Origin of the sequence: Dietzia sp. oral taxon 368, assembly GCF_002999155.1 — a bacterium.
Taxonomy (GTDB): domain Bacteria; phylum Actinomycetota; class Actinomycetes; order Mycobacteriales; family Mycobacteriaceae; genus Dietzia; species Dietzia cinnamea.
The window spans coordinates 1,103,801-1,129,581 of the sequence record NZ_CP027238.1; the positions used below are offsets into that span (position 1 = coordinate 1,103,801).

A 25,781-nucleotide genomic window follows, 5' to 3' on the forward strand; every position below is an offset into this window, starting at 1 on the left:
GACACTGCACGATTGCACAGCCCGTGCAAGGTTGTGTGGCGGACGACACGCGCGCGGTTGTCCCCCGGCCCCGCGGGGGGGCGATTCTCTGGGAGCATAGGGTTACCTAACCCCCTGCCGAAGGAGTATGAGTGGCCCGCGATCGCCAGCCCCCCGCCCCGACCGTCCTGACGGTGTTGCGCACCGAGACGGTGACCGCCCACCTCGTCCGGGTGGTCCTGGGTGGCGAGGGCTTCGAATCGTTCGCCGCCCGCGCCGACACGGACAGCTACGTCAAGATCGAACTGCCGCACGCCGACGGGACGGTCGTGCGGACGTACACCGTGCGGCGATGCGACCCGGTCGCCCGGGAGATCTGGATCGACTTCGTCGTGCACGGTGACGCCGGAGTGGCCGGCCCGTGGGCGCGCGCGGTCACCCCGGGCACGCAGGTCGCGCTGCGCGGTCCGGGCGGCGGCTACCGTCCGGACCCGGAGGCCGACTTCCACCTGTTGGCCGGGGACGAGACGGCGGTGCCGGCCGTCGCCGCGGCGTTGGAGTCGCTGCCGGAGGACGCCGTGGGCGCGGTGTTCCTGGAGGTCGGGGGCGACGACGACGAGGTCGACCTCGTCGCGCCGGCGGGTGTGGAGGTCACCTGGATCCACCGCGGGACCCCCTCGACGGACGGCGGCCCGGGACTGATCGACGGCGACGCGCCGCTGGTCGGCGCGGTGCGTGACCTGCCGTGGCCGGGCGGCGACGTGCAGGTCTTCGTCCACGGCGAGGCCGAGACGGTCATGAAGCACCTGCGGCCGTACCTGCGACGCGAGCGCGGCGTGCCCGCCGCCCGGGCGTCGATCTCCGGCTACTGGCGGCGCGGCCGGACCGAGGAGGGCTTCCGCACCTGGAAGCGCGAACTGGTCGAGTCGGAGGAGGGCCCGCAGCCCGTCAGGTGAGTCCGGGCTCATCGTGTCGGGGCGACCCGGTACCCTCATGTGCCAGCACCGTTCACGCATCCGGCCCCTCGCGTACCCACCCGGGAGGCCCAGACGGCACAGACAAGGCATGGCACATGGCATTCACACGCGCGAAGCTGTTCACCGGACTGGTCGCCACCTCGGCTCTCGTCCTCGCAGGTTGCTCGGGCGGCGGTGACGACGCCTCCGGCGATGGTGGCGAGTCCTACCGCATCGGCATCAACCAGCTCGTCCAGCACCCGGCTCTGGACTCGGCCACGGCCGGGTTCAAGGAGGCATTCTCCGAGGCCGGCGTCGAGGTGGAGTTCGACGAGCAGAACGCCAACGGCGAGCAGGCCACCGCGCTGACCATCGCCCAGCAGTTCGCCGCCGACGACCTCGACCTCACCCTCGCGGTGGCCACTCCGGCCGCGCAGGCGATGGCCCAGAACATCATCAACATCCCGCTGCTGTTCACCGCGGTCACCGACCCGGTCTCGGCCGAACTGGTCGACTCGATGGAGGAGCCGGGCTCCAACGTCACCGGCACCTCGGACGCCGCTCCCATCGAAGAGCAGCTCGAGCTGCTCAAGCAGCTCGTCCCGGACGCCGAGCGTGTCGGCGTCGTCTACGCCTCCGGCGAGGTCAACTCGCAGGTCCAGGTGGACCAGGCCGAGGAGGCCGCCGGTCCGCTGGGGCTGGAGATCGTCACCCAGACCGTCACCACCGTCAACGAGATCCAGCAGGCCGTCGAGGCGCTCGGTGACGTCGACGCGATCTACGTGCCGACCGACAACATGGTCGTGGCCGGCATCGCCTCGCTCGTCCAGGTCGCCGAGGACAAGCAGATCCCGGTGATCGCCGCGGAGGAGGGCACCGTCGAGGGCGGCGCCGTCGCCACCCTGGGCATCGACTACACCGAGCTGGGCCGCCAGACCGGTGAGATGGCGCTGCGCATCCTGCGCGACGGCGAGGACCCGGCCACCATGCCGGTCGAGACCGCGACCGAGTTCACCTACGTGGTCAACGAGGCCGCGGCCGAGCGTCAGGGCGTGACCATCCCCGAGGACATCCTCGCCGAGGCTGATCGCAAGTGATCGGGGCCGTCGAGGTAGGCCTCATCTACGGGGTCATGGCGTTGGGGGTCTTCCTGACCTTCCGCGTCCTCAACTTCCCCGACCTCACCGTCGACGGCAGTTTCACCACCGGCGCCGCCACCGCGGCGATGGGGCTCCTCGCCGGCTGGAACCCGGTGCTCGCGACCCTCGCGGGCTTCGGCACCGGGTTCCTGGCCGGCACGGTCACCGGCCTGCTGCACACCAAGGGTCGGATCGACGGACTACTCGCCGGCATCCTCACCATGATCGCCCTGTGGTCCGTCAACCTGCGGATCATGGACGGGGCCAACGTCCCGCTGCTGCGGCAGGACACGGCGTTCACGCCGCTGCGTGAGGCCGGCATCCTCGGCACCTGGGGCGGCGTCGCCGTCCTCGCGGTGGCCGTCATCCTGCTCGGCCTGGTCGTGTTGTGGTTCCTCACCACCGACCTCGGCCTGTCCATCCGGGCGACCGGTGACAACGGCCCGATGATCGCCTCCTTCGGCGTCTCCACCGACTTCACCAAGACCCTCACGCTGGCCCTGTCCAACGGGTTCGTGGGCATGTGCGGCGCGCTCATCGCGCAGTACTCGGGCTTCGCCGATATCTCGATGGGCATCGGCCTCATCCTCGTCGGCCTGGCGTCGGTCATCCTGGGTCAGGCGATCCTCGGCCAGCGTCGCCTGTGGCTGGCCGTGTTCGCCGTGGTCGTGGGTGCGATCCTGTACCGCCTCATCATCTTCGCGGCGCTCGAGGTGGGCCTGAACCCCAACGACATGAAGGCCATCACCGCCCTGCTCGTGGTCGTCGCGCTGCTGCTGCCCCGCTGGAAGTCCGTGGGCGGCCGGTTCGGTCGCAAGCCGACCACCCCGGTCGCCGCCAACGAGCGGGCCGTGGCCGGGGTCGGTGCCGCGGTCGACCCGGGTCCCGGCGCGGCTGCCGACGCCGCCGCCACCGGGTCCGCCGGGCCCGACTCCACCGCCCCCGGCACCAAGGAGGTCTGACGATGCTGTCCGTCACCGGAGTGTCCAAGACCTTCTTCCCGGGCACCGCGAACGAGCGCCGGGCGCTCAACGACCTCACACTGACGCTCGGCGAGGGCGACTTCGTCACCGTGATCGGCTCCAACGGCGCGGGCAAGTCGACGCTGCTCAACGCCGTGTCGGGCAAGCTTCCGGTCGACACCGGCGCGATCGACATCGACGGCGTGCGCGTCAACCGTCTGCCCGACCACAAGCGCGCCAAGTACATCGGCCGCGTGTTCCAGGACCCGCTCGCCGGGACCGCCCCGAACCTCACCATCGAGGAGAACCTGTCGCTGGCGCTGCTCCGCGGTCAGCGTCGCGGTCTCGGGCGTGGGCTGAGCAAGAAGCGGCGCGGGCGGTTCGGCGAGCAGCTCGCCATGCTCGAACTGGGCCTCGAGGACCGTCTCACCGCCAAGGTGGGGCTGCTGTCGGGCGGTCAGCGGCAGGCACTGTCGCTGCTCATGGCGGGCTTCACGCAGCCGCGCATCATGCTGCTCGACGAGCACACCGCGGCCCTCGACCCGCAGCGCGCGGAGCTGGTCACGTCGATCACCGAGCGCATCGTCCGCGAGGGCGGCCTCACCACGCTCATGGTCACGCACAACATGGAGCAGGCCATCCGCCTGGGCAACCGGCTCATCATGATGCACGAGGGTCGGATCGTGTACGAGGCCGATGACGCGACCAAATCCAAGCTCACGGTGCAGGACCTGCTGCGCGAGTTCACCAACATCAAGGGCGCGACCCTGTCGGATCAGGCCTTCCTCGGCTGACCGCCGGGCGACGCGCCGGGCACGGCCTCCCAGCCGTCGCCGCTCCTGCGCACCAGACCCATCCGCTCGAACTTCTCGAACCAGCCCGGCGCGGGCCACTCCCCCCACCGCTCGGCGTAGCGCGCCCCGTTGCGCAGCAGGTCGGCCAGGTGATCGACCGGCGGATCGGTCACCGGGTGCCAGCGGTGGTATGCGTGCGCCCCGGCCACCAGGACAACCGGCACGCGTCGGTAGAGCAGTCTGCGGCCGAAGTCGGTGTCCTCGGCGCCGTACCCGGTGAAGGTCTCGTCGAACCCGCCGAAGTCCACCCGTATCCGGCGCCAGAGGTCCGGCCGCACGGCGAACGACAGCGACCAGAACATCCCGAACTCGTCGGGCTCCAGTCGCCGCGTGCCGCGGGAGGGGAACGGTCGGGCCGGGTGCGGGTCCGTGAACGCGGGCAGGTCGGCCGGATCGGGCGCTCCGGCGGACTCCGGAAGGTAGGTCACCGGCCCGAGTCCCACGGCGCCGTCGGGGATCTCGGAGTACCGCCGACCCAGCTCCGGGCCGGGCATGCAGTCCACGTCGAGGAAGACGATCAGGTCGGCTCCCAGTTCGGCCGCCCGGTCGCCACCGAGGTTGCGGCTGCGGGCGATCGGCAGGTCGGGCCCGGCCGGAACCTCCACGATCTCGACGTCCTCGGCGGAGAGCTCGGCGGCCAGCTCCCGACTGCCGGGCCTGTCGGGCAGCACTACCACGTGCCGGGCACCGGGCAGGTGCGCGGCCATCGCGCGGCGCTGGGACCTCAGGTGTTCGGCGCGGCCCGGCGTGCAGACCGTCACCACGGCGATCGACGCCGCGGTGGTCATCGCGCCGCTCCGACCGTCGGCTCCGCGGGCCGCTCGACCGGCCGGCGCCCGGAGGCCTCCCGCCCGCGCTCGCGCCCTGCGAACTCCGGACCGCGCCGCTCGACTCCGTTTTCCCGCCCCTCGGCCACCGCCTCGAGGACGCCGGCCAGCCGCTCGGCGGCGCCGTCGACCTCCCACGTCTCGCGCAGCCCGGACCCCGCGCCCGACGAGGAGCGGGCGACCTCGAGGGTGCGCCGGACGGCTCCCACCAGCTGGTCGACCGGGTCATCGCGGCCCACGACCTCGGCCAGGCCCAGCCGGGCGAGGGTCGCGGCGGTGGCGTCCTGCTCGCCGAAGGGCCGTTCCTCCGGTGCCACGACGACGTGCGCGTCGGCGGCGGCGAGGTCGGCGATCGAGCTCTGCCCGGCCGCGCTGATCACCACGTCGGCGCGGCACAGCTCGTCCCACGGGTCGGCCACCCAGCGGCCGCCGGGACCGCCGAGGGAGATCCAGTCGACCTCACCGAGCTCGTCGCGCACGGCGTCCCACCGTCGATCGTGGCCGCCTCCGCCGGAACCGCGCAGGTGCAGTACGCGGGGCCGCTCCCCGTGGCGCTCGCCCGGACGCGGACCGGCGCCCGGGTCCCGACCGGCGAACCGTGAGACGCCGCCGACGGGCACGAGCGGACGCGTGGCCCCGGCGGGCACGGGTGCGCCGGCCGCGCGGGGCCACCCGGCGACCAACGCCGAGCAGACCCCGTGGGCGAGCAGGTGCGGGGCGTCGTCGCGGCGGCCCGGCAGCACGGTGGAGACCACTGGCGTACCGGTGAGCCGGGCGCCGACCGTCACCTCGACGGAGATGTCCGACCAGAACACGGTCGGCGCGTGGCGGTCGATCCACTCGGCGAGCACGGCCATCCGGCGGCGCAACCCGTCGTGGCGCAGCGGGACCCAGTGCAACCGCCCCCCGGCGGTCGGGTCCGGCCCCGCGCCGTCTCCTGACCCGCCGACGTCCAACGGCAGCGAGACGACCCGGACGCGCCCGGGATCGGGAACAGCATCGTCGCGAACGCGGGCGGAGGTGAGGATGGTGACCTCGTCGTCGAGCGCGGCGGCCACCGACAGCGCCCGCTGCACGTGCCCACTGCCGTGGTGGTGGGCGTAGATCCCGATCACGACGCCACGCCCATCAGTAGTGCCCGGAGTCGCTCCTCGAGGGCGTCGATGCGGGCGTCGTGGGAGAACGCGGCGGCAGCGGCGCGGGCGGTCGCGGCCCGGTCGAGGGTGAGCGCGGCCGGGATGCCGGCGGCCAGCGCGGACGCCGGGTCGTCACCGGGGTCGACGAGGATCACGCCGGGTTGCCCGCGCAGGATCTCGCGGATGCCGCCGCGCGCCAGGGCGACGACCGGGGTGCCGCACGCCAGTGCCTCCACGGCGGTCAGTCCGAACGGCTCCTCCCAGCAGGGGGTCACCAGGGCGACGGCCGCGCTCGCGACCAGCGGCACCAGCGCGTCGCGGCCCAGCGGACCGTGGTAGCGCACGAGGTCACCGGCCTCGCTCAGCCGGGGTCCGAGGACGCGCCGCATGTACCGGTCGTCACCGACGCGGCCGGCGAGGTCGAGGGGCATCCCCGCGAGCCGCGCTGCCTCGATTGCCAGGTGCGGGCCCTTCTCGGGCACGATCCGGCCGGTCCACACCGCGCGGGGCGCCGCACCCCGCCGCGAGTCGGACCCGGTCTCCCGGGGCCGCCAGGTCACGAGCTCGACGCCGTTCGGCAGGACGTCGGCCCCCTGCGGGACCCGCCAGGTGCCGAGGACGGATCGGCTCACGGCGAGCACGTGGCCGGTGGCCTCACCGAGCTGGTCGAACGCCTCCTGCATGGGCTCGAGCCGCGGGCAGTGCAGCGTGGTGATCATGGGCGTGCCCATCTCGGCGGCGCGTACGAGCGGGACGTGGCTGAGACTGTGGTTGAGCACCACGTCGTAGCCGGCCACGGCGACGTGGTCCATGAGTCGTTCGAACTCGAGGGAGTCCGCCTCGTAGCCGCCGGGCGGGTAGTAGCTGTCGCCGCGGCCGGCCGCGGTGGCCATGGCGGTGAACTCGAACCGCGGGTCGTGCCCGTCGCTGTCGGCGGCGGCGTACAGGGTCACCCGGTGACCGCGGGCGCGCAGGGCCAGGACCTCCTTGGCCACGACCACTTCGAGCCCACCGGCGTACGGCTCCCGTATGGGGAACCGGGACGGCCCGATCACGGCGATGTCCAGACGCTGCTCGCTACGGTCGTCCACAGCCCCCCTCGTCCTCTCGTGGCACCCGACCGGTCCGGGCGCTGCCAGAACATTAAATAGTGTCCTGTCGGGGGCCCCCGCGCCACCGCTGCGGCACCGGCGGGTCACCCCCGTCGCACCATCCGACCGTCACCAGCCCGCGATGATCCGCTCGAGCCGCACACCGTCGCCGTCGCCTCCCAGGCTGCGGACCCCGACGCCCGCCGCGGTGATCGATTGCGCCACGGGAGGACGCTCGCCCCACTCCTGCTCGCGCGCCAGGGCCCGGGAGCTGCGGATCCGCGCGAGGGTGCGCCCCTCGTCGTCGTCCAGGGTCACGCTCCCCTCGGGTGGGCACAGGGCGCGCAGCCGCCGCGCGTCGAGCGCCCCGAGCGCGCAGGGACGGTGGATGTCGACGAGGACGGGGGGACGACGACGAGGACCCGCCCCCGGCGTCCCGGGGAGCCACCACGGGCTGCGCGGGCGGAGGTCCACGCGTGGGTCGTCGGCGAAGAGTTCGGCGATCACGGCGGCGTCGGATGTGGCGGGGTCGACGGTCACCGCGACATCACCCCAGGTGAGCAGGGATGCGCAGGTGGCGGCGGCCGTGCCGGTCCCGCCGAACGCCGGATCGGCGGCGTGGACGTGGACGGCGATCGAGGGCAGCGCGTAGATCCCGCCGGCCGGTCGGGTGAGCGTCGACGCGATGAGCGGGGCCAGGCGAGCGGTCTCGGCGTTCTTCTGGGCGAGGTGGGCTGAGCCGTCGTGGCGGCGGCCGGCGTCGGCGCGGTCGTCCCCGGGTCGCTCGGCCGTGTCGGCGCGGCCGGACCAGTCGAGGCCGTCGTGCCAGGCCACGGCGTCGGGGACGTACAGCAGGTGGCCGCCGGCCTGCTGGCAGCGCCAGGCGAGGTCCCAGTCCTCGCCGCCGTAGCCGACGATGTCTGGATCGAAACCGCCGGCCAGGTCGTAGAGGCGGCGGTGCAGGCCGCACACGGCGGACAGCACGCCGCGCCACAGGTCCTCGCCCCGGGTGAGGTTCGCGGTCTCGGCGTAGTAGGCGGCCGGCCACTCGGGGTCCGGGAGGATCTCGGCGGGCTCCACTTCTTCTGTGGGGTGCGGAAAGCGCCCGTACCGACGCCGCCCCACCACCAGCAGATCGGGTCGGCCCTCCAGCGCCTCGCACATCGCGGCGACGTAACCGGGCCCGGGGACCGTGTCCCCGTCGAGGAAGAGCAGGAGCTCACCGTCGCCGGCCTCCGCACCCAGGTGGCGTGCGGCGGAGGCACGGAAACCGCGATCGTCCTGCCGCACGACGGTGACGTCGGGCGGGACCGTCGGCGGGGTGGGCGAGCCGTCGTCGGCGACGATCACCCGCAGCGTGCCCCGGTGGTCGAGTCCGGTCTGGCCGCGGAGGGCGGCGAGGATCCGGTCGAGCATGCGCTGGTCGCGGTAGTACGGGATGACCACGTCGATGCCGCCGCGCACGGGGACGCTCCGTGTCATGCGAGCCCCCCCGGGTCCCGTCGGCCACTGCGCCCACGCCGCGCGGTACGCGCGTCCGAGTTCCTCGATCCCCGGCGGCGGGGGCGGGATGCGTGTGGGCGAGGGATCGCCGAGCAGTCGCCGGAGGTCGCCGGCGAGGTCGGTGCCGTCAGTGATGAGCAGGGAGCCGGGGCGGTCGTGTTCCATCTCGCGGATGTAGTCCGAGTCCCAGACCAGGGGGCGCCGGCCGGCCGCGGCCCACGTGCCGAGCGACCCGGACGCCGACACGTTGCGGAACAGGGCGACGGGCACCGTCACCTCGCCGAGCACGCGGGCGAGGTCCTCGTCGTCGACCCGTCCCGTCACCTCGGCGCGCCCACCGGCGGCGCGGACGGTCTGCAGCGCGGCGTCGACGTAGTCGTCGTGCCCGTCAGCGGGGGCGCCCAACAGCCGTAGAGTTATGTCGGCGTCACCCCCAGCGGCCAGGGCGGCGACGGCCTCGGCGACCACGTCGACGGCCTTGCCCGGGTGCAGGAACCCGAACACCCCGACCGACCGCGCGTCAGGGCTGAGGTCGGCGGGCGGCCCGAGGGCCGGGACCGGCAGCGGGATGACGGCGTCGACGGCGATGCCGGCGTCCGCGCAGAGGCGCCGCTCGTGCTCGGAACTCACCACGACCAGCCCGGCGGCCCGCGCGATGCACTGGTAGGCCCGGGTGCGGCGGCGGCACCGCTCGGCACCCTCCGCGAGCTGGGGCACGTCGTGGAGGGTCACGCTGACGGGCCGGTCCGCGGCGAGTGCCTCCACAGCCGCAGCGGCCTCGTCGGGCGTGCGGCCGAACAGCGGGTCGGTGATGTGCAGGTGCACTGGTCCGCGCCCCCGCCCCGCCAGCGCGGCGGGCAGCGCGGCCACCTCCCGGACCTCGAGGACCGGCGTGCCCGCGGCGCGCGCGCTGTCCACGGCGAAGCGGGTCACCCCGTGCTCGGGCGGGCCGAGGGCGACGGTCAGCGGCACGCCGGGGCGCGCGGCGGCGGGGTCGGCGGCGTTGTTCGTGGCGGTGGCGGGGTCCGCGGCCGTCATCGCAGCCCCAGCAGGTCGATGCGGTCGGCGTGGCGGCGCAGGCCCTCCTCGACGACGCCCGGCGTGGCCGCGTACCAGGCCAGATGCGCGTCGATGATGTCCTGGGTGCGCACCGGCGCGCCGTCGACGAGCCAGTCGCCCGGCGCGGTGACGTCGAGCCCGGTCACGGTGAGGGCGCGGGCGACGGCCGGCTCCACGGGCGCGCGGGTGGCGCCGAGGGGCTCTCGGTCTCCGATCCGCGGCGGGTCGGTCAGCATCCCCGCGGGCAGCCGCTCGAGGATGCGCTCGAACACCGTGGCCAGCGTGTGCCGGTCGGGGTGGTTGATCGTGTGCCAGCGCGGGAATACGTCGAGCAGGTCGGAGGCGGTCAGCGTGCCGTGCGCCTGCTCCCGGACCCGCAGGGCCTCGACCGACTCGCGGGCGGCGGCCCGGGCCTGCTCGGCGGTCGGTGCGGCCTCGAGCACGCTGCGGTCGCCGGTCGCGGCGGCGAGGATCGTGCGCAGGTCGTGGTACGGCGCGAGGGGCGGGGTCAGCGACCGGTCGCGGGGCGGCCGGACCAGCACCTGGTACGGGTGCAGACCGGCGTAGCGCAGGACGGGGACGAGGACGACCGCCGCCGAGGGCGGCAGATGCGCGGCGAGCTGGCGATGCCCGAGCGGCAGGTCGCGGTAGTCGTCGCGGACGGGCTGGACGATCAGCACGTCCGTGCGCGCGAGGTCGGCGTGCAGGGCGGGCAGGTCCGCGGCGGTCATCTCGTACACCGGCCGCACGTCCACGACGCGGACCTCGTCCGAGGCGCGCAGCAGGTCGCGGTAGACGTCGGCCTGGCAGTTGCCGATCACCATCACGGTCGGCCGGTCGGGGGTACTCACCGCGTCGACAATAGTAGGCCCGGGGCCGACGCCCCGGGGGCGCGTGGCACGGTGACGAGGTGAACTCTGGCGCCTCCCCCGTCCCGACGATGCGGGTCCGCTCGGTGCCCGCCGGGCACGACTACGTCCGCCACGCCCTCGAACCCGCCGCCGATGTCGCCGTGCTCGGCGACCCGGTGCTGGACCCGGCCGACCCCGCCCGGTGGTGGCCACATCCGGCGCTGGAGGCGGCCGAGCGGCCCGAGGTCCTCGACGACGCCGACCTCGTGCACGTGCACTTCGGGTACGAGCACCGCTCGCCCGAGCAGATCGCCGAGTTCGTCGCGACACTGCGGGCTCGGGCGATGCCGCTGGTGGTGACCGTCCACGACCTGACCAACCCCCACGAACCGGACCCCGCCGCCCATCTCGAGCGCACCGGTCATCTCGTCCGCGGGGCCTCCGCAGTCCTCACACTGACCGCCGGCGCCGCCGCGGAGATCCGGGAGCGGTGGGGCGTCGACGCCCGGGTCATCCCGCATCCACGCCTCGTACCGGCCGGGGTCACCGAGCCGCTGCGCCGGGAACGGGGCGGCGGGCGGTCCCGCCGCACCGTGGGGGTAGTGCTCGGCACCCTGCGGGCGGGCGTCGCGGCCGAGGAACTGCTGCCCGCGCTGGCCGAGGCGCTGCCGCCGGGCACCCGGCTGGTCGTGATGATCCGCGACGACGCCCTCGCCGCGGCCCGTGAGTCCGACCACCCCCGGCACCGGGTCGCGCTGGTGCTGGACCGCCTCGCGGCCCGCCCCGAGGTGGAGGTGCGGCCGCACGGCCACCTGCCGGAGTCCGAGCTGTGCGCCGCGCTCGCCGGGTTCGACGCCCTGGTGCTCCCGCACCGGCACGGGACGCATTCGGGGTGGCTGGAGCTCTGCCGCGACCTGGGCCTGCCGCCCGTCGTCCCCCGCATCGGATGCCTGGTCGAGCAGTGGGGGCACGACGTCGCCTCGTACGACCCCGCCTCACCCGACGCCGCCGAGCTCCGCCCGCCCCTGGCCGCCGCGCTCGGAGGCCCGCCCGTCCCCGAGCGGGCGCCCGACGCCGAGGACGCCGCCGTCGCGGCCACCCACGCAGCGATCTACCGCGCAGCGCTGGCCAGCGCCGAGCTTCCCGCTCACCCCGCTCACCCCGCTCACCCCGCTCACCCCGCTCCGCGAATGGTCACACCCGGTCACATTCGCCCTGGTCGCTGACGCCGGACATCGTCATTTGTGACCACTCGCCGGGAGGTGAGAGCGGGCGAAGCGGACGCGCGCGGCGTCAGCCCTCCTGCCGGCGGACCATCTCGCCGATCCACTCGGGCACGTACGGCGAGGTGCAGCCGCGCGGCGTCGGGTAGTCCCGCAGCACCCCCAGCCGCTCACCGATCTCCAGCGCCCGCCCGCGCAGCTCCGGGTGGTGGATGCCGATCTGGGCCAGGCAGGTGTTCATCTCCCACTGCAGCCGCTCGTGGGCGTCGGCCATCTCCGCCTCGATCACGTCCATCAGCCCGGGCAGGTCCAGCCCCTCCGGCTTCTTGACCACGCGGTCGGCGGTGAGCGCCCAGCCGGCGGAGGCCACGACCGGGTCGGGATCGTCGAGCCACGCGACGCGCAGGTCCTCGGCGTGCGGGCCCTTCATCACCACGTAGCCCACCAGCCAGTCGTGGACCTTCCGGGTGCGGGCCTGGCGCAGCATGGCGTCGAGCTCGTCGGCGGAGAACTCCTTCGGCCGACACGCGAGAATCGCCAGCAGCCGCGCGGCCGAGTCGCCGGTCGCCCACAGCTCGACCGCCAGGGGCTGGTTCTTCTTCACCCGCTTGGCCACCGCCCGCAGCGCCGTCAGGTTGACCCCGTGGTCGTCCCCGTGCCGGGCATTGACCTCCCGGATCCGGGCGTCCTCGAGCCCGGCGAGCTCGGTCATCACCTCGTCGAGCGTCGTCGTCGTCGTCATCGTCGTCCTCTCCCTCCCGGGCGCGCCCGCCGGCACGCGCGCCGGCCCCCGCCACGCGGCGCGTCCCTATACTCGCCGGGGTGCGCCTGTGGAGCATCCATCCCGACCTGCTCGACCGCGCCGCGCTCGTCGCCGGCTGGCGCGAGGGGCTCCTGGCCCAGAAGGTACTCCGCGGGATGACGAAGGGCTATCGCGCGCATCCCCAGCTCGAGCGGTTCCGCACGCTCGCCGACCCGGTCGCGGGGATCGCCACATGGCTGCACGGTCTCGCCGACGCCGCCGACGCGCGCGGCTACCGCTTCGACCGCACGCGCGTCGTCCTGCCGCCCGGGCCCGAGCGCCTGCCGCTCACCGACGGCCAGCTCGCGCTGGAGTGGGCGCACCTGCGGGCCAAGGTGATCGAGCGTGACCCGCCGTGGCTGGACCGGCTCGTCGCCCCGCGGCCGCACCCGATGTTCGACCTGATCCCGGGCCCGGTCGCGGCCTGGGAACGCGCTGGCCTGCCCGAGGAGTGACCGTGCCACGACCCATCCGCGTCCCGCTGCCCGCGCTCGTCGCGCCCGCCGCGGTGTCCACGGCGCTGGCCCTGCGCCCGATCCGTCGGCCGTTCGCCGCCGCCACCGCAGGGTGGGTGGTGAGCCTGCCGGCGCTCGAGGTGCCGCTGCACATCGGCGCGCTCGTCGGCGCGGCCACCGCCACCGCGCTGAGCCGCCGAGAGCGCCGACCGTCCGACGGGGTGGGCGCGGGGATGGCCGCGCTGACCTGCGCGGGGCTCGGGCTTGTGCTCGCGCGCCACCTCGCCGCGCGGCCCGCCCTGGACCGGGCGCTGCGGGAGGGGGCGCCGCGGAACGGCTCGGAGGGCCGCGAGACGGCGACGACGACGAGCTCCACCCCACCCCACCGCACGCCCTGGCCGACGGTGCTGGCCCGTCCGTGGCCGCTGCCTCCGCACGGGGTGCGGGCCCGCCGGGGCATGGTCTACGGTCCGGACCCCGTGGCGAACCGATTCGATCTCTACACCCGTGCAGACCTCCGCCCTGGTGGCGACGGCGGGGCCGGGTCCCGTGCGGGTGAGTTCGGCGCGGGTGTGGGCGGGGTCCGCGGCGTGCTCGTCCACATCCACGGCGGTCACTTCCGCGCGGGCGCACCGAGCCGCGAGTCCCGCGCGATGCTGTTCGACCACGCGCGTCGCGGTTGGGCCGCCATCAGCGCGACCTACACCCTGTCGCCCACCCCCGAGGCGGGCTTCCCGCAGCACCTGGTGGACATCAAGCGGCTGCTCTACTGGATCCGCGTCGAGGGGCCGTCGCACGGCATCCCGGCCGATGCGCCGATCGTCGTCGCGGGCAGTTCGGCAGGCGCCCACATCGCGATGATGACCGCGCTGACCGCGAACGATCCCCGGTTCCAGCCCGGGTTCGAGCACGTCGACACCACGCTGGCCGCGGCGGTCGGGCTCTACGGGTACTACGGCCGGCTGGGCAGTGCGACCAGGGACGTCTCGGACCCGGTGCGGCATCCGGCGTCCGGGGCGCCGCCGGTGGCGATCATCCACGGCACGCTGGATACGTACACGCCGGTCAAGGGCTCGCGGCGGCTCGTACGGCACCTGCGCGCGGGGTCGCCGAACCCGGTGATCTACGCCGAACTGCCGGGCGCGCAGCACGGCTTCGACGTGGTGTGCTCGCCGCGGTACCTCGCGGTGGTCGACGCGGTCGCCCGGTTCACGGACCGTTACGCCTGAGTGCTCCGGCCGCGTAAGGTTCCACTCACGGTCAGGACATCGCCGATCCGAGGAGACTCCATGCCGCTGACGGGACGATACGAACCCCCGCGGGTCGGCGACTACACCGCGCGCGAGGTCACCGGCGCCGAGCGCGACGAATGGTGGGCGCGGACGTGAGTCGCAGACCTCAGGAGTCCGACGCATGAGCAGGACGGCGATCGTGCTCGGCTGCGGCGGCACCATCGGGGCCGCCTGGGCGATCGCGGCCATGCACGCCCTGGGCGAGCAGACCGGTTTCGACCCGCGTGAGGCCGACGTCATGCTCGGCACCTCCGCGGGCGCCGAACTCGTCACCATGCTCGCCGGCGGCGTCTCCGTCTCCGAACTGGTCGACATGCAGTACGGCCGGGCCACCGACCCGAGGCTGCGGGACCACATCGCCTCCACTCCGCCCAGCGTGCCGCCGCTGCCGCGGCTTCCGTTGCTCAACCCGGGCCTCCTGCGCAAGCGCACCGGGCTGGCGGGCCTCACCGGCATCGCCCCCACGGGACGCGCGGACGCGCGGTGGCTGCAGCGACTCGCCGAGCAGTTCGAGGTCGGCGCCTGGCTCCCCCACCCCGCGGCCCGGATGGTGGCCTACGACGTCCGCGCCGGGGAGCGGGTCGTGTTCGGCGCACCCGGGTCGCCTCACGCGACCGTCGGCGAGGCGCTGCGCGCGTCCTGGGCGACACCCGGCTGGATGCCGCCGGTGCCGATCGGGGACCGCATCTTCGTCGACGGCGGGATGGGCTCGACCGCCTCGGTCGACCTCATCGGTCCGGAGGAGGTGGACCTCATCTACGTCATCGCCCCGATGGCGTCGGCACCGGGCGTCCGCATCCCCGGCCCCGGTGGCTCGCTCGAGTACCGGATGATCCGCCGCCCGATGTCGACCGTCCTGCACGCCGAGATCGACACGGTCCGCGCCCGCGGCACGACCGTCGTGCCGATCCTGCCGACCCCCGCCGATCTCGCCGGCCTGAGCGCGCATTTCATGAACGGCGCGCGCCGCACGCAGGCGTTCGAGCACTCCATGACCACCGCTCCCGCGACAGTCCGGTCGGCGCTCGCCGCCAACGGGGCCGGGGTGTGACTGAGCCGACTCAGCGATATGCGACTGGACCTCTCGACGTCGGCTGTCACCCTCTATCCCCCGACCGCGTCCGCGTCACGACCCCCTGGTGATCGCTAGTCGCTACGGGACGTTGGAACATCGCGCGCCGGCGGCGAGGGGCACGAGTTCGCCCCGGTCAGCGGGCTCAACGGCGGGTGAGCACCACGGGGACAGTCAGCGCGCCGCGCGGCGCGTGACCGGGCGGGTCCCGTCGCCGAGGTCCGGCTCCGGCAGGCGCCGGCTCGGGTCGGCCAGGCCCACGGTGTGCCCGTCATCGGCCAACCGCCGCATCGCCTCGAGCAACATCCGCCGGGCGCTCGCGTTGACCGAGGACACGCGGCTGAGGTCGAGCGTCACCTCCTCCGGCCCCTCGGGGATCTCGGCCAGGCGCCGCAGCACCTGCTCGGCACTGGCGAAGGTCATGGGGCCCTGCAGGCGGAACGTCCGGCGCCCGGAGATCTCGTCGAACCGCACGGATCGCACGGCCTCGACCTCGGTGACCGTGGTGTTCATCAGATGGAGCTCGAGCTCCCGCGACAGCCGCTCAAAGGCGCGTACGCCCTCGACGCTGTGCCCGTGCTCGTCGAGCCGCGGCGAGAACACCCCCAGCCCCACCTGACCGGGCAGCGCGCCGAGGATCCCTCCGGACACCCCGCTCTTGGCCGGAATCCCCACCGTGGACATCCAGTCGCCGGCGGCGTCGTACATCCCGCACGTCGTCATCACCGCGAGGACCTGCCGCACGACCGGTGCCGACACCACCCGCTCGCGCGTGACCGGGTTGACGCCGCCGGTGGCCAGCGTGACGGCCATGACGGCGAGGTCCCGCACCGTAACCCGGTAGGCGCACTGCCGCGTGTATCCGCGCAAGGCCTCGTCGGGATCGCCGTCGATGATCCCGCCGGCGCGGACCAGGTTGGCCATCGCGCGGTTGCGGAACGCGGTGCGCAGCTCGGACTCGCACACGGCGCCGTCGACCTCGAGCCGCCGACCCGCGAATGCCGACAACCCGTCCGCGATGACCGTGTTGCGCTCGTCCTCCGAGGCGCCGGGCGGGCCGACGAGCGTGTGCGTGGCGATCGCCCCGATGTTGATCATCGGGTTGCGCGGCCGGCCGGTGCCCCGGTTGAGGGAGATCTGGTTGAACGCGTCGCCGGACGGCTCCACCTCGACCTTCTCCAGGACAGCCTCGATCCCGCGGTCGCGCAGGGCCAGCGCGTAGACGAACGGCTTGCTCATCGACTGGATCGTGAACTCCGCGTCGGCGTCGCCGGCTGTGTAGACGACCCCGTCTATCATGCAGGCGGCCACCGCGAACCGGTCCGGGTCCACGGCCGCGAGTTCGGGGATGTAGTCCGCGAGCCGGCCCTCCCCGCCGTCCGAGCAGGCGTCGCGGATCTCGAGCAGATAATCAGGTACCGGTGTCTTCACGCCACCAGAGTGTCATGACCGTCCGCGCGGGGGCCGATCAGTCCCGGGCGCGGGGCCTGCGATGCCCGTCAGGCGGCGGACCGCGCGGTCACGACGGCGTGCGGCGCACCCGGCTGCGTACGCCGGCCCGTCACCCTGAAGCCCGCGCGCTCCAGAGCGGTGACCATGCAGTCCATCGGCCAGAGGTAGGCCGTGGCCGCCGGGTGGGCGAACGGACCGTGACAGGGTCCGGTGAAGAACGACAGGAGCAGCTGCCCGCCCGCCTCGAGAACCCGGTGGAGGGTCGCCAGCGCCACGGGGAGCTCCTGTCCATCCATGTGGATGAGCGAGTACCAGGCCAACAGGCCGGCCCAGCGCTCCTGCGTCCCGTCCAGATCAGAGATCGCGCCGTGCCGGAACGCCACGGTCGGAAAGCTCTCCCGGGCCATGTCGACGAACGGGCCGGAGGGTTCGATCCCGTCCACCGTGTGCCCCAGCGCCGCCAGGTGCCCGGCCCACCGTCCCGTGCCCGAGCCGACGTCGAGGATGCGCCCGGGGACACCACCCGCCCACGCCTCGATGACCTCGCGGTCGGGATCGTCCGGGGCGACCTCCCTGCCCAGCACGCCCGCCAGCACCTCCGCCCGCGCCACGTACGCGCTCGGGATGTCCTCATATGTCATGTTCCTGATCCCCCCTTTTCCTTTGATCTCATGTCGATCAACGCGGACCACGCCTCGAAATAGTCCGCGCGACACGACCGGAAAGAATTGTGCGGATAAGTGATCCGCGTCAATGTTCCGGCAGCGGCCCGTCTCTATCGTGGGAATTACTCGGCAGCGGGTGTCGACCGGGACCGAGAGGAAAGGACAACGTCATGGCCGTAAAGAATGTCATTCACAGCATCCTGCGCGCGGAGGGGTTCTCCTGCCCGTCCTGTGTGGCCAAGATCGAGAAGCAGGTCGGTCGACTCGAGGGTGTCGAGAAGGTGGAGGTGCACTTCGCCTCCTCGCGGATCGAGGTCGACCACGACCCGGGGGTGTCCAGCGTCGATGACCTCGTGGCCGCCGTGGCGAAGGCCGGTTACAGGGCACGTCCCAGCGCCTTCTGACCGGACCGGTGACCCTTCACCTGCCCTCCGCCGTCCCGCGCGCCGATTCGCCCGGGACGGCGGAGCCGCGTTTTCCGGACATTCCCCCACCGCCGGGCCTGCCGTATCCGATCGTGCGGTTAATTGGCTCTTCCGGATCCGGAGTGCGTAGCTGGGGTTCGCCGGTGATGCGGTGAGACACAAGATGTAGGGGTCCTGGGGCGTGTGAAGATGCAGGTTCTCACGCCACGCATCGAACACCCCAGGACCCGCTTTGAACGCTACCGCCAGCCTGCTTGCCGACACCATCTGCCGCACCGTCGAGCTCGGGGTGACGATCACCGACGCCGCTGTGGCTGACGAGTTCACGCACCTGTTCTGCTCCCCGGTCACACTCGACCCGATCTGCGCCGAGTGCGGGATGGCGGGGCGCCTGCGAGACCACGTCCAGCGGAAGGTCACGGATCTACCGATCGTCGGGCACCCGACCAGACTGCACGTGCGGGTACCGCGCTTCACCTGCGACAACATCGAATGCGAGACGCGCATCTTCCAGCAGCGGATGCGGGATCTGGCTGAGCCGAGGGCCAAGACCACTCGTCGCTGCAGCCGCTGGATCCTGCAGCGTCTGGCGATCGACCGCACCAGCGTGTCCGCGGTGGCCAAGGCCCTCGGGCTGGGGTGGGATTTGGTCAATGACCTGGCGGTCTCGGAGGTTCGCACGATGGTCTACGAGCAGCCCGGACACTTCGATGGCGTCCGCGTTCTCGGTGTCGATGAGCACAAGTGGAAGCACGTGCGCGGCGATGGCAGCAGTTCGTTCGTCACTGTCCTGGTCGACCTGACCCCGGTCGTGGACGGCACCGGCCCGTCTCGCCTGTTGGACATGGTCCCGGGGCGTTCGGCGAAGGTGCTCACCGAGTGGCTCGACGCCCGTGACCAGGTGTTTCGAGACCGAGTCAAGGTTGTCACGATGGATGGGTTCGCCGGCTATCACTCGGCCGCAGCCAAAGCCGTCCCCGAAGCACGCACCGTGATGGACCCCTTCCACGTCGTGCACCTGGCCGCCGACAAGCTCACCGTGTGCCGCCAACGCATCCAGCAGGCCACCACCGGGCACCGGGGCCGCACGGGAGATCCGCTGTACGGCATCCGCCGCACCCTGCGCACCCGCGCTGAGCTGCTGACCGACAAGCAGAAGGTCCGCCTGTTCAAGGCGTTCACCGCCGACGATGCACACGCGGCGGTGGAGGTCACCTACAGCGTCTACCAGCGGCTCATCGCCGCCTACGAGGCCTCGGGCAAGCGGGAGGGCAAGGTCGCGATGTACAAGCTTCTGCGTTCCATCCGGGCCGGGGTGCCCACCGAACTCCCGGAGCTCGCGCAGCTCGGCCGCTCATTGTGGAAGCGGCACCGCGAGATCCTTGCCTACTTCGACGTGGGCGCCTCCAACGGCCCCGTCGAGGCCATCAACGGACGCCTCGAGCACCTCCGCGGAATCGCCCTAGGTTTCCGCAACCTCAAGCACTACATCTTGCGGTCACTGATCCACTCCGGACAGCTCCAGGACCGGATCAACGCACTCTAAATCCGGAAGGGCCGGTTAATTGATCACCGTCATGGTCGCTTCACCGGAACGCTCTTATGGTAATTCCGACGGGTCGAGGAGATGTGTCGGAAACACCGCACCGAAATTTGGACCCGGATATCGAGGAGTAGGTCATGAATACCATCCGTAAATGGATATACGGGCGTTGGTTCGTCCCGATCCTGTCGGGGCTGCTCATCATCGGATCCTTCATCGCATCCGGTGTGGCCGGCTCGGACTTCCGCGGGCTCGAGGACAACGCGGTCCTCGCCGACGTGTTGATGCTCGCCGCCGCTGTCGTCGCGGGAGCCCCCATCGTCAAGAAGGCGGTCGATGCCCTGCTCATCCGCCACATCGGCATCGATCTGCTGGTGTCGGTCGCGGGGATCGGCGCGATCATCATCGGCAACTACTGGGAGGCGGCCGCGGTCACCTTCCTGTTCGCGATCGGTCACGCCCTCGAGTCGGCCACCCTCAACAAGACCCGCTCCGCGCTGGCCGAGCTGGTTGCCGTGGCACCGGACGTCGCGGTGGTGATGCGTGACGGCGAACAGGTGGAGGTCCCGGCCGGCCAGGTCCGCGAGGGTGAGATCGTACTGGTCAAGAACGGCGCCAAGGTCCCCGTCGACGGCCAGGTCGTGGCCGGTTCCGGTGCGCTCGACGAGGCCTCGATCACCGGCGAGTCGATTCCCGTGGAGAAGTCCGAGGGCGACCAGGTGTTCGCCGGCACCGTGTCGCGCGGGGGATTCCTCCACGTCCTGGCGACCGGCATCGGTGCCGACACCACCCTGGCGCGGATCATCCACCGCGTCGAGGAGGCGCAGGACGCCAAGGCGCGTACCCAGAGTTTCATCGACCGCTTCTCCGCGTGGTACACCCCGGGCATCATGGTCCTGGCGCTGGTCGCCGGCCTGATCAGCGGCGATGTGGTGCTGGCGCTGACCCTGCTGGTGATCGGCTGCCCCGGTGCGCTGGTCATCTCGATCCCGGTCGCGATCGTCGCCGGCATCGGCAGGGCGGCCCGCAACGGCATCCTCATCAAGGGCGGGGAGTACCTGGAGACCTCCGCGAAGATCGACGTCGTCGCGGTGGACAAGACCGGAACCCTCACCGAGGGACGACCCGAACTGACCGACGTCCTCGTGCTGGCCCCTGACAGGTCCCGCGCCGACGTGCTGGCCCTGGCGGCAGGCGGCGAGGCGGGCTCCGAACACCCGCTGGCCCGGCCGATCCTCGAGGCGGCCTCGGCCGAGGGGGTCGCCTACGACACTCCCGAATCGGTCCGGCCTATCGCGGGCAAGGGTCTGACCGCGCAGGTGGACGGGCATCGCGTCCTGATCGGCAACCAGGCGCTGCTGGACGAGTTCGGGATCGCCGACGACGGCGGCGCGGCACGGGCGGCCGACGACTTCGCCCGCGACGGCAAGACCCCCATGATCATCGCCGTCGACGACGAGGTGGCCGGCGTCATCGCGGTGGCCGACACCGTCCGTGCCGATGCGGCCGAGATGATCGCCCGGCTCCACGGTTCCGGTGTCGAGAAGGTCATCATGCTCACCGGTGACGTCCCGCTGGTCGCGGAGGCGGTCGGCGCGGCCACCGGGGTGGACGAGGTCCGGGCGGGGCTGCTGCCGGAGGACAAGCTGCACGCGGTCACCGAGCTGCAGCGGGCGGGCCACACCGTGGCCATGGTCGGCGACGGTGTCAACGACGCTCCCGCGCTGGCCACCGCGGACATCGGTGTCGCGATGGGCGCCGCCGGGTCAGCCGTGGCGGTGGAGACCGCGGATATCGCACTCATGGGTGACGACCTGCTCAAGCTGCCGGAGGCCGTCGGTCTGGCGAAGCGCACCGTGTCGGTGATGCGTCAGAACATCGCGGTCGCGATGATCACCGTGGCCGCGCTGCTGGCAGGTGTCTTCGCCGGAGGGGTCACCATGTCGATCGGAATGCTCGTTCACGAGGCGTCCGTCCTGGTGGTCATCGTCAACGCGATGCGTCTCCTGCGTCGGCGGGTCGACGTCCACCGCACCGTCGCCGACCCGGATCGCCGGGGGCGGCACCGCGAGGCGGTCTCGGCCTGACCTGACACCACATCGCGGGCCCGCACCGGAAGATCGACCGGACCGGGCCCGCGGTGTCTCGTCAGATCAGTGGTCGTCGTCCGCCTTGGTCTGATGAACGGTGCCGTGCTCGTGCTCGGGCGGGCCGTACAGCGAGTACACCTTGAGGTCGTCATCACCGATGTTGGTGACGTTGTGCCAGCTCCCGGCGGGCACGAGGATGACCCAGTCGTCGGAGACCTCGCGGACGAAGTCGAGCTGGTCCTTCGCCGGCCCCATCTCGACCCGACCCGTGCCGGCCTCGACGCGGAGGAACTGGTCGTGGTCGTCGTGGACCTCGAGACCGATGTCGTCCCCGGGGCGGATGCTCATCACGGTGAGCTGCATGTGCGATCCCGTCCACAGGGTGGTCCGGTAGTTGTCGTTGGCGAGGGTGGCCTCCTCGATGTCGACGACGAACGGGTTCGGACCCTGGTCAGTGGGGCTCATCGATATTCCTGCTTCCGTAGGCGGGTACACACTGTGGCCGGCGGCCGATGTTGTCCTCCCGAGTTTCGGTCACTCCCGGGCCACTTTCAACCAAGGACAGGCTGTGCAACGCCCCGCGAACGCTCGCGGGCGCTCAGCGCGGCTTGGCGATCTCGGCCAGTCGCTCGCGGTCGAGCACGGCGGTCCAGCGGCGACCGGAATCGATGATCCCCTCCCGCCGGAGCCTGCTCATCACCCGTGACACCGACTCGGGTGTGGACCCGGTCATCCCTGCCAGGTCGGATCGCGTCAGCGGTAGCTCCAGCAGCGTTCCCGCCGCGCGGCCGTCGCCGAACCCGGAGCGGGCCTCACCGAACTTGTCGGCGACACGCAGGAGTGTCCCGGCCACCCGCTGCGACACGGTACGGGTGGCGTGGTGCGTCACCGTGGTCCGCGCGTCCTCGAGCAGCCCCGTGAGGTGGTCGACGACGCGCAGCGCCACCTGCGGGAATCGGGTGAGGAGGTCGCGGAAGTCCTCGGCGCTGATCCGCAGCGCGCACAGTGTGTCGATCGCCTCGACCGTCTCGCCGTACCGCGGCGTGCCGAGCGAGTCGACACCACCGGCGAAATCACCCGGTGCGAGCAGGTCGACGACGACGGTCCTGCCGTCCTCGGAGTTCCGGTACGCTTTGGCGCGACCGTGGGCGATGACGTAGAGGTAGCCGGAGCGCTCGCCCTCGGTATACACGGCGTCGCCGGAGCCCCACGACAGGGACACCGCCCGCCGGTCCACCTCAGCGATCCCGTCGGCGTCGAGGTCGGCGAAAAACGGAGTGCGGTGCAGGACCGCGAGCCGCACGTCGATCGAGCAGGCGTGAGGTTGTGCGCAGGTCGGTCGCAGCGGTGTCCGGCGGCGTCCGGGGATCGCCGTCACGTCGTATCGTGGCGCTTCAGGTTGCTCGTGGCGGGGCCCTCGATGAGCTCACCACATGCCGAGAAGCGGGACCCGTGCCAGGGGCAGTCCCACGAGCGCTCGACGTCGTTCCAGCTGAGCACGGCGCCCATGTGCGGGCACAGCAGGCCGACAGTGCACCTCTCGCCGTCGTCGGCCGTCGCCTCGCCCCTCGGTCGGACGCTCGGCCGCGGGCGCCGGACCACCGACTTCGCCGCGGCGGCGGCCATGTGGACGGGCAGGTCGGCGTACATCGACGGCGCGGTCTTGATCACGCCGGTCAGCGTCGGCTTGCCGAACGACACGCGTGGGTCGAGCCCTTCCAGCCGGTCGACCATGATCCCGGCCGCCGCGGCGGACCCGCTGACCCCCCACTTGCTGTAGCCACCGGCGTAGTGCACGCGGCCCCTCCCCCACGGGAGCGGTCCCGACCTGGGGACCATCTCGACCGGGTGGAAGTCCTGCGCGGACCACCCGTGGGTCATCCGCGCACCGGGGAAGTACTTCTCCGCGTATTCCCGCAGTGACTCGATCTTGGATCCGGTCGGGGCGACGGTTCCGGTGCGGTGGCCGTTGCCGCCCACGAAGAGTACCTCCCCGTTCTCGGTCGGCACGGTCCGCAGCGAGCGCACCGGCGTCTCCACCGAGCCGTACATGCCCTCCGGCAGTCCGCCGTCGTACTCGAAAGCGCATAGGTACGAGCGTTCGGCCTCCATGGTCGCCACCGTCGGGCCGCGGTCCAGTGACGGCCCGGACGTCGCCAGGAGCACGTCACGCGCGGTGAGGATCCCGCGGTCACTGCGTACCTCGGCATGGGCGTCGGCGCCGTCGCCGCGCGGGGTCACCTTGGTGACGCGGGACTGCTCGACGATGCGCACCCCGAGCGCGTCCACGGCCTCGACGAGCGCGGCCAGCGCCTGGACGGGATCGATCTGCAGCTGGTCGGGCAGTTCCACCGCCGATCGAGCGGGGAACGGGACATCCAGTCGATCGTACCACCGGGCGGGAATACCGAGGTCGTCCATCGTCTGCTTCTCTTTGCGCAACGATGCCGTCCCCAGGGCGCCGCGCGAGTAGCTGAGCGCGGGCCTGCGCTGGGCGGGCACACCGTGCGTCTCGCAGAACTCCGCCCACCAGTCCAGCCCGTACTGATGGGCCTCGGCGTAATGACGGGCGGTCTCGAGCCCGTGCCTCGACCGCAGCGTCGACAGTCGCGTGCCCTGCAGGACCGAGACCTTGGCCGTGGTCGCGCCGCTCGCCCCGGCGCCGACGGTGTGCGCCTCCAGGACCACGACGGACTTGCCTCGCGCGGCCGCCATGAGGGCGGTGATGAGGCCGGTGAACCCCGCGCCGGCGATCACCAGGTCCACGTGCTCGTCCTCGGGGAACTCCGTCGCCGGGGGGTCGATCGTCGTGCGTCGCCAGAATGATGTGCCCATGGTGCGTCTCCTCTGAGCTCTCGCCGCGGATGTCGCTGGCGCTCACTGTAAGACAGGCCGTATGTACCCGCACCCGCTCGGTGGGCGCGGGTACGGGCCTCAGGAGTAACCGGAACCGAGCCTCTCGAGCACCCGCCGCAGGTCCGACGCGAACTCGGCCGCGTCCCGCGCAGCGAGCCTCGAGTAGCTCAGCACCAGCCCCGCCACCGCGTGGCTCTCCGCCTGCCCGCTGAGCGAGCGGGTGCGCCACCCCGTCTCCTCGAGGGCACGGACCACCTCGTCGTCGTCATATCCGGGCAGCACCACGCACAGGTGCAGGCCCGCCTCGACACCCGTCACTTCCGGGCCCGGACACTCGCGCGCGAGCGCCGCCACCAGGCGGCTCCGGCGGTCGGCGTAGACCCGCGCGGCGCGGGCCAGGTGCCGGTCCATCGCCCCCGACTCCAGGAACGCCGCGAGCGCCTCGGCCGGCAACGACGACGGGCCCCGGCGGTGGACCACCAGCCATCGCTCGACCTCACGCCACAACGACGCGGGCGGCAGACACCACGCCACACGCAGATCCGGCGCCACCGACTTGGACGAGGTGCCCACGTACGCCACGTGATCCGCCGCGCCGGGCAGCGTGACCAGCGCCGGCAGGGGGGCGACGCCGTAGCGGAACTCGCCGTCGTAGTCGTCCTCGATCACCAGCGACCCTGTCCTGCGCGCCCACTCCACCAGCGCGACCCGCCGGTCCACGCTCATGCGGTGCCCGAGGGGGAACTGGTGCGCGGGCGTGGTGAACACGATCGCGCGCTCGGCGCCCAGACGCGCGGCGTCGAGGCCGCCCGGCTCGGCGGGGTGCAGGCGCGCCTCGAGGCCCTGCTCGCGGGCCATCAGTCGCGCGCCGCGGTAACCGGGGTCCTCCATATGGAACACCGCGGGTGGCCGGTCGGGGCCCGCGGCGGTGAACGCCGCGCACAGGGCCGCGATCGCCGAGCGCGAGCTGTCGAACAGCAGGGGCTCCGCGCCCGCGATGCCGCGGTGACGACGCAGGTGCCCGGCGAGCGCGGCCCGCAGGGACGGGCTCGGTTCCTCCCACGGGTTGAGGCCGGCCAGCCCCTGCGCGGCGGCCGCCCGCACCGCGGCCCGCCACGCGCGCTGATCCACGAGGGTGGCGTCCGGGATGCCGGGCCGGAGGTCCCGCGGCGAGCGGCCCCGGCGGGGCTCGGGGGCCGACGACGCGACGGGGTCGGCGTGCCCCCGGGTGCGCGCGCCCGCCCGCGCGGCCAGCCCGGCACCGGCGCTGACACGGGTCCCCGACCCGTGCGCGGACTCGACGAAACCGGCCGCCGCGAGCTCGTCGAACGCCCGGACCACCGTGCCGCGCGAGAGCCCGGTCTGCTCGGCGAGCGCGCGGGTCGAGGGCAGGCGGTCGCCGTCGGCCAGCGCCCCCTCCGCGATCCGGTCGATGATCCCGTCCACGAGGTCGGCCGCGCCGACCACCTCGCCCACGACGAGCGAGACGGGGCGGGTGGGACGGGCCATGCGCTTCAGCCTAGGCGAGGCAGGCGAGAAGTGGTCCCGC

Annotated in this window: 23 protein-coding genes; 11 read left to right on the top strand and 12 right to left on the bottom strand. The window is 72.7% G+C overall.

What is annotated here, in order from left to right; genetic code table 11:
- Nucleotides 1-131 precede the first annotated feature (131 nt).
- The 4 genes from C3V38_RS05295 to C3V38_RS05310 all read left to right on the top strand — a co-directional run bounded on the left by C3V38_RS05295 (nucleotide 132) and on the right by C3V38_RS05310 (nucleotide 3,830).
- Nucleotides 132-935 carry a siderophore-interacting protein gene (locus C3V38_RS05295; protein WP_106385217.1) on the top strand — a complete coding sequence of 268 codons (804 nt, stop codon included), beginning with the start codon at nucleotides 132-134 and terminating at the stop codon, nucleotides 933-935.
- A 116-nt stretch (nucleotides 936-1,051) separates the two neighbouring features.
- Entirely contained in the window at nucleotides 1,052-2,032 is a 981-nt protein-coding gene (locus C3V38_RS05300) for an ABC transporter substrate-binding protein (RefSeq protein ID WP_061228171.1), read from the top strand.
- The gene (locus C3V38_RS05305) at nucleotides 2,029-3,036 is read left to right on the top strand and encodes an ABC transporter permease (RefSeq protein ID WP_106385218.1); all 1,008 of its coding nucleotides are present in this window, start codon (nucleotides 2,029-2,031) and stop codon (nucleotides 3,034-3,036) included. Before C3V38_RS05300 ends, C3V38_RS05305 begins: the two co-directional genes overlap by 4 nt.
- A gap of 2 nt (nucleotides 3,037-3,038) precedes the next feature.
- The gene (locus C3V38_RS05310) at nucleotides 3,039-3,830 is read left to right on the top strand and encodes an ABC transporter ATP-binding protein (RefSeq protein WP_007631559.1); all 792 of its coding nucleotides are present in this window, start codon (nucleotides 3,039-3,041) and stop codon (nucleotides 3,828-3,830) included.
- On the opposite strand, the gene C3V38_RS05315 is transcribed toward C3V38_RS05310, so the two are convergent.
- The 5 genes from C3V38_RS05315 to C3V38_RS05340 all read right to left on the bottom strand — a co-directional run bounded on the left by C3V38_RS05315 (nucleotide 3,812) and on the right by C3V38_RS05340 (nucleotide 10,357).
- Complete coding sequence (locus C3V38_RS05315) at nucleotides 3,812-4,678, bottom strand: glycosyltransferase family 2 protein (protein WP_106385219.1); 867 nt, start codon at nucleotides 4,676-4,678, stop codon at nucleotides 3,812-3,814. The genes C3V38_RS05310 and C3V38_RS05315 overlap by 19 nt on opposite strands.
- Nucleotides 4,675-5,832 (bottom strand): glycosyltransferase, encoded by a 1,158-nt coding sequence (locus C3V38_RS05320; protein ID WP_254426085.1) that lies wholly within the window; start codon nucleotides 5,830-5,832, stop codon nucleotides 4,675-4,677. Before C3V38_RS05320 ends, C3V38_RS05315 begins: the two co-directional genes overlap by 4 nt.
- Entirely contained in the window at nucleotides 5,829-6,944 is a 1,116-nt protein-coding gene (locus C3V38_RS05325; RefSeq protein ID WP_106385220.1) for a glycosyltransferase, read from the bottom strand. The genes C3V38_RS05320 and C3V38_RS05325 overlap by 4 nt, the downstream gene beginning before the upstream one ends.
- Before the next feature lie 129 nt (nucleotides 6,945-7,073).
- On the bottom strand, nucleotides 7,074-9,485 hold the full coding sequence (locus tag C3V38_RS17960) for a glycosyltransferase (RefSeq protein ID WP_254426086.1): 2,412 nt from the start codon (nucleotides 9,483-9,485) through the stop codon (nucleotides 7,074-7,076).
- Nucleotides 9,482-10,357: a WcbI family polysaccharide biosynthesis putative acetyltransferase gene (locus C3V38_RS05340; protein ID WP_106385221.1), complete on the bottom strand. Its 876-nt coding sequence runs from the start codon at nucleotides 10,355-10,357 to the stop codon at nucleotides 9,482-9,484. The genes C3V38_RS17960 and C3V38_RS05340 overlap by 4 nt, the downstream gene beginning before the upstream one ends.
- A 59-nt stretch (nucleotides 10,358-10,416) precedes the next feature.
- On the opposite strand from C3V38_RS05340, the gene C3V38_RS18220 reads away from it, so the two are divergent.
- On the top strand, nucleotides 10,417-11,583 hold the full coding sequence (locus C3V38_RS18220; protein ID WP_305790980.1) for a glycosyltransferase: 1,167 nt from the start codon (nucleotides 10,417-10,419) through the stop codon (nucleotides 11,581-11,583).
- Between the two features lie 67 nt (nucleotides 11,584-11,650).
- Here the strand turns inward: C3V38_RS18220 and C3V38_RS05350 are convergent, their stop codons facing one another.
- The gene (locus C3V38_RS05350) at nucleotides 11,651-12,322 is read right to left on the bottom strand and encodes a DNA alkylation repair protein (RefSeq protein WP_106385222.1); all 672 of its coding nucleotides are present in this window, start codon (nucleotides 12,320-12,322) and stop codon (nucleotides 11,651-11,653) included.
- 80 nt (nucleotides 12,323-12,402) lie between these two features.
- Between C3V38_RS05350 and C3V38_RS05355 the strand changes: the two genes are divergently transcribed.
- The 3 genes from C3V38_RS05355 (at nucleotide 12,403) to C3V38_RS05370 (ending at nucleotide 15,180) form a co-directional block, all read left to right on the top strand.
- The gene (locus tag C3V38_RS05355) at nucleotides 12,403-12,837 is read left to right on the top strand and encodes a pyrimidine dimer DNA glycosylase/endonuclease V (RefSeq protein ID WP_061916166.1); all 435 of its coding nucleotides are present in this window, start codon (nucleotides 12,403-12,405) and stop codon (nucleotides 12,835-12,837) included.
- Nucleotides 12,838-12,839: 2 nt separating this feature from the next.
- Complete coding sequence (locus tag C3V38_RS17350) at nucleotides 12,840-14,066, top strand: alpha/beta hydrolase (RefSeq protein ID WP_061916170.1); 1,227 nt, start codon at nucleotides 12,840-12,842, stop codon at nucleotides 14,064-14,066.
- A 184-nt stretch (nucleotides 14,067-14,250) separates the two neighbouring features.
- Nucleotides 14,251-15,180 carry a patatin-like phospholipase family protein gene (locus C3V38_RS05370; protein ID WP_061228161.1) on the top strand — a complete coding sequence of 310 codons (930 nt, stop codon included), beginning with the start codon at nucleotides 14,251-14,253 and terminating at the stop codon, nucleotides 15,178-15,180.
- Between the two features lie 195 nt (nucleotides 15,181-15,375).
- Here the strand turns inward: C3V38_RS05370 and C3V38_RS05375 are convergent, their stop codons facing one another.
- A complete protein-coding gene (locus C3V38_RS05375) occupies nucleotides 15,376-16,632 on the bottom strand; it encodes a glutaminase (protein ID WP_061228160.1) in 1,257 nt (418 codons plus the stop codon).
- 68 nt (nucleotides 16,633-16,700) lie between these two features.
- Nucleotides 16,701-17,294 (bottom strand): class I SAM-dependent methyltransferase, encoded by a 594-nt coding sequence (locus tag C3V38_RS05380; RefSeq protein ID WP_061228159.1) that lies wholly within the window; start codon nucleotides 17,292-17,294, stop codon nucleotides 16,701-16,703.
- A gap of 194 nt (nucleotides 17,295-17,488) precedes the next feature.
- On the opposite strand from C3V38_RS05380, the gene C3V38_RS05385 reads away from it, so the two are divergent.
- From C3V38_RS05385 to C3V38_RS05395, 3 genes are all read left to right on the top strand, one after another.
- Nucleotides 17,489-17,722 (top strand): heavy-metal-associated domain-containing protein, encoded by a 234-nt coding sequence (locus C3V38_RS05385; protein WP_007633765.1) that lies wholly within the window; start codon nucleotides 17,489-17,491, stop codon nucleotides 17,720-17,722.
- Nucleotides 17,723-17,975: 253 nt separating this feature from the next.
- Entirely contained in the window at nucleotides 17,976-19,289 is a 1,314-nt protein-coding gene (locus C3V38_RS05390; protein WP_106385225.1) for an ISL3 family transposase, read from the top strand.
- 134 nt (nucleotides 19,290-19,423) lie between these two features.
- On the top strand, nucleotides 19,424-21,373 hold the full coding sequence (locus C3V38_RS05395) for a cation-translocating P-type ATPase (protein WP_061228158.1): 1,950 nt from the start codon (nucleotides 19,424-19,426) through the stop codon (nucleotides 21,371-21,373).
- A gap of 66 nt (nucleotides 21,374-21,439) precedes the next feature.
- Here C3V38_RS05395 and C3V38_RS05400 read toward each other — a convergent pair whose 3' ends face one another.
- From C3V38_RS05400 to C3V38_RS05415, 4 genes are all read right to left on the bottom strand, one after another.
- Nucleotides 21,440-21,841: a cupin domain-containing protein gene (locus C3V38_RS05400; RefSeq protein WP_061228157.1), complete on the bottom strand. Its 402-nt coding sequence runs from the start codon at nucleotides 21,839-21,841 to the stop codon at nucleotides 21,440-21,442.
- A gap of 133 nt (nucleotides 21,842-21,974) precedes the next feature.
- Nucleotides 21,975-22,754 (bottom strand): Crp/Fnr family transcriptional regulator, encoded by a 780-nt coding sequence (locus C3V38_RS05405; protein WP_254426087.1) that lies wholly within the window; start codon nucleotides 22,752-22,754, stop codon nucleotides 21,975-21,977.
- Nucleotides 22,751-24,211, bottom strand: coding sequence for an FAD-dependent oxidoreductase (locus C3V38_RS05410; protein WP_061228156.1), 1,461 nt, complete (start codon nucleotides 24,209-24,211; stop codon nucleotides 22,751-22,753). The genes C3V38_RS05405 and C3V38_RS05410 overlap by 4 nt, the downstream gene beginning before the upstream one ends.
- 99 nt (nucleotides 24,212-24,310) lie before the next feature.
- A complete protein-coding gene (locus C3V38_RS05415) occupies nucleotides 24,311-25,741 on the bottom strand; it encodes a PLP-dependent aminotransferase family protein (protein ID WP_061228155.1) in 1,431 nt (476 codons plus the stop codon).
- Nucleotides 25,742-25,781: the final 40 nt, after the last annotated feature.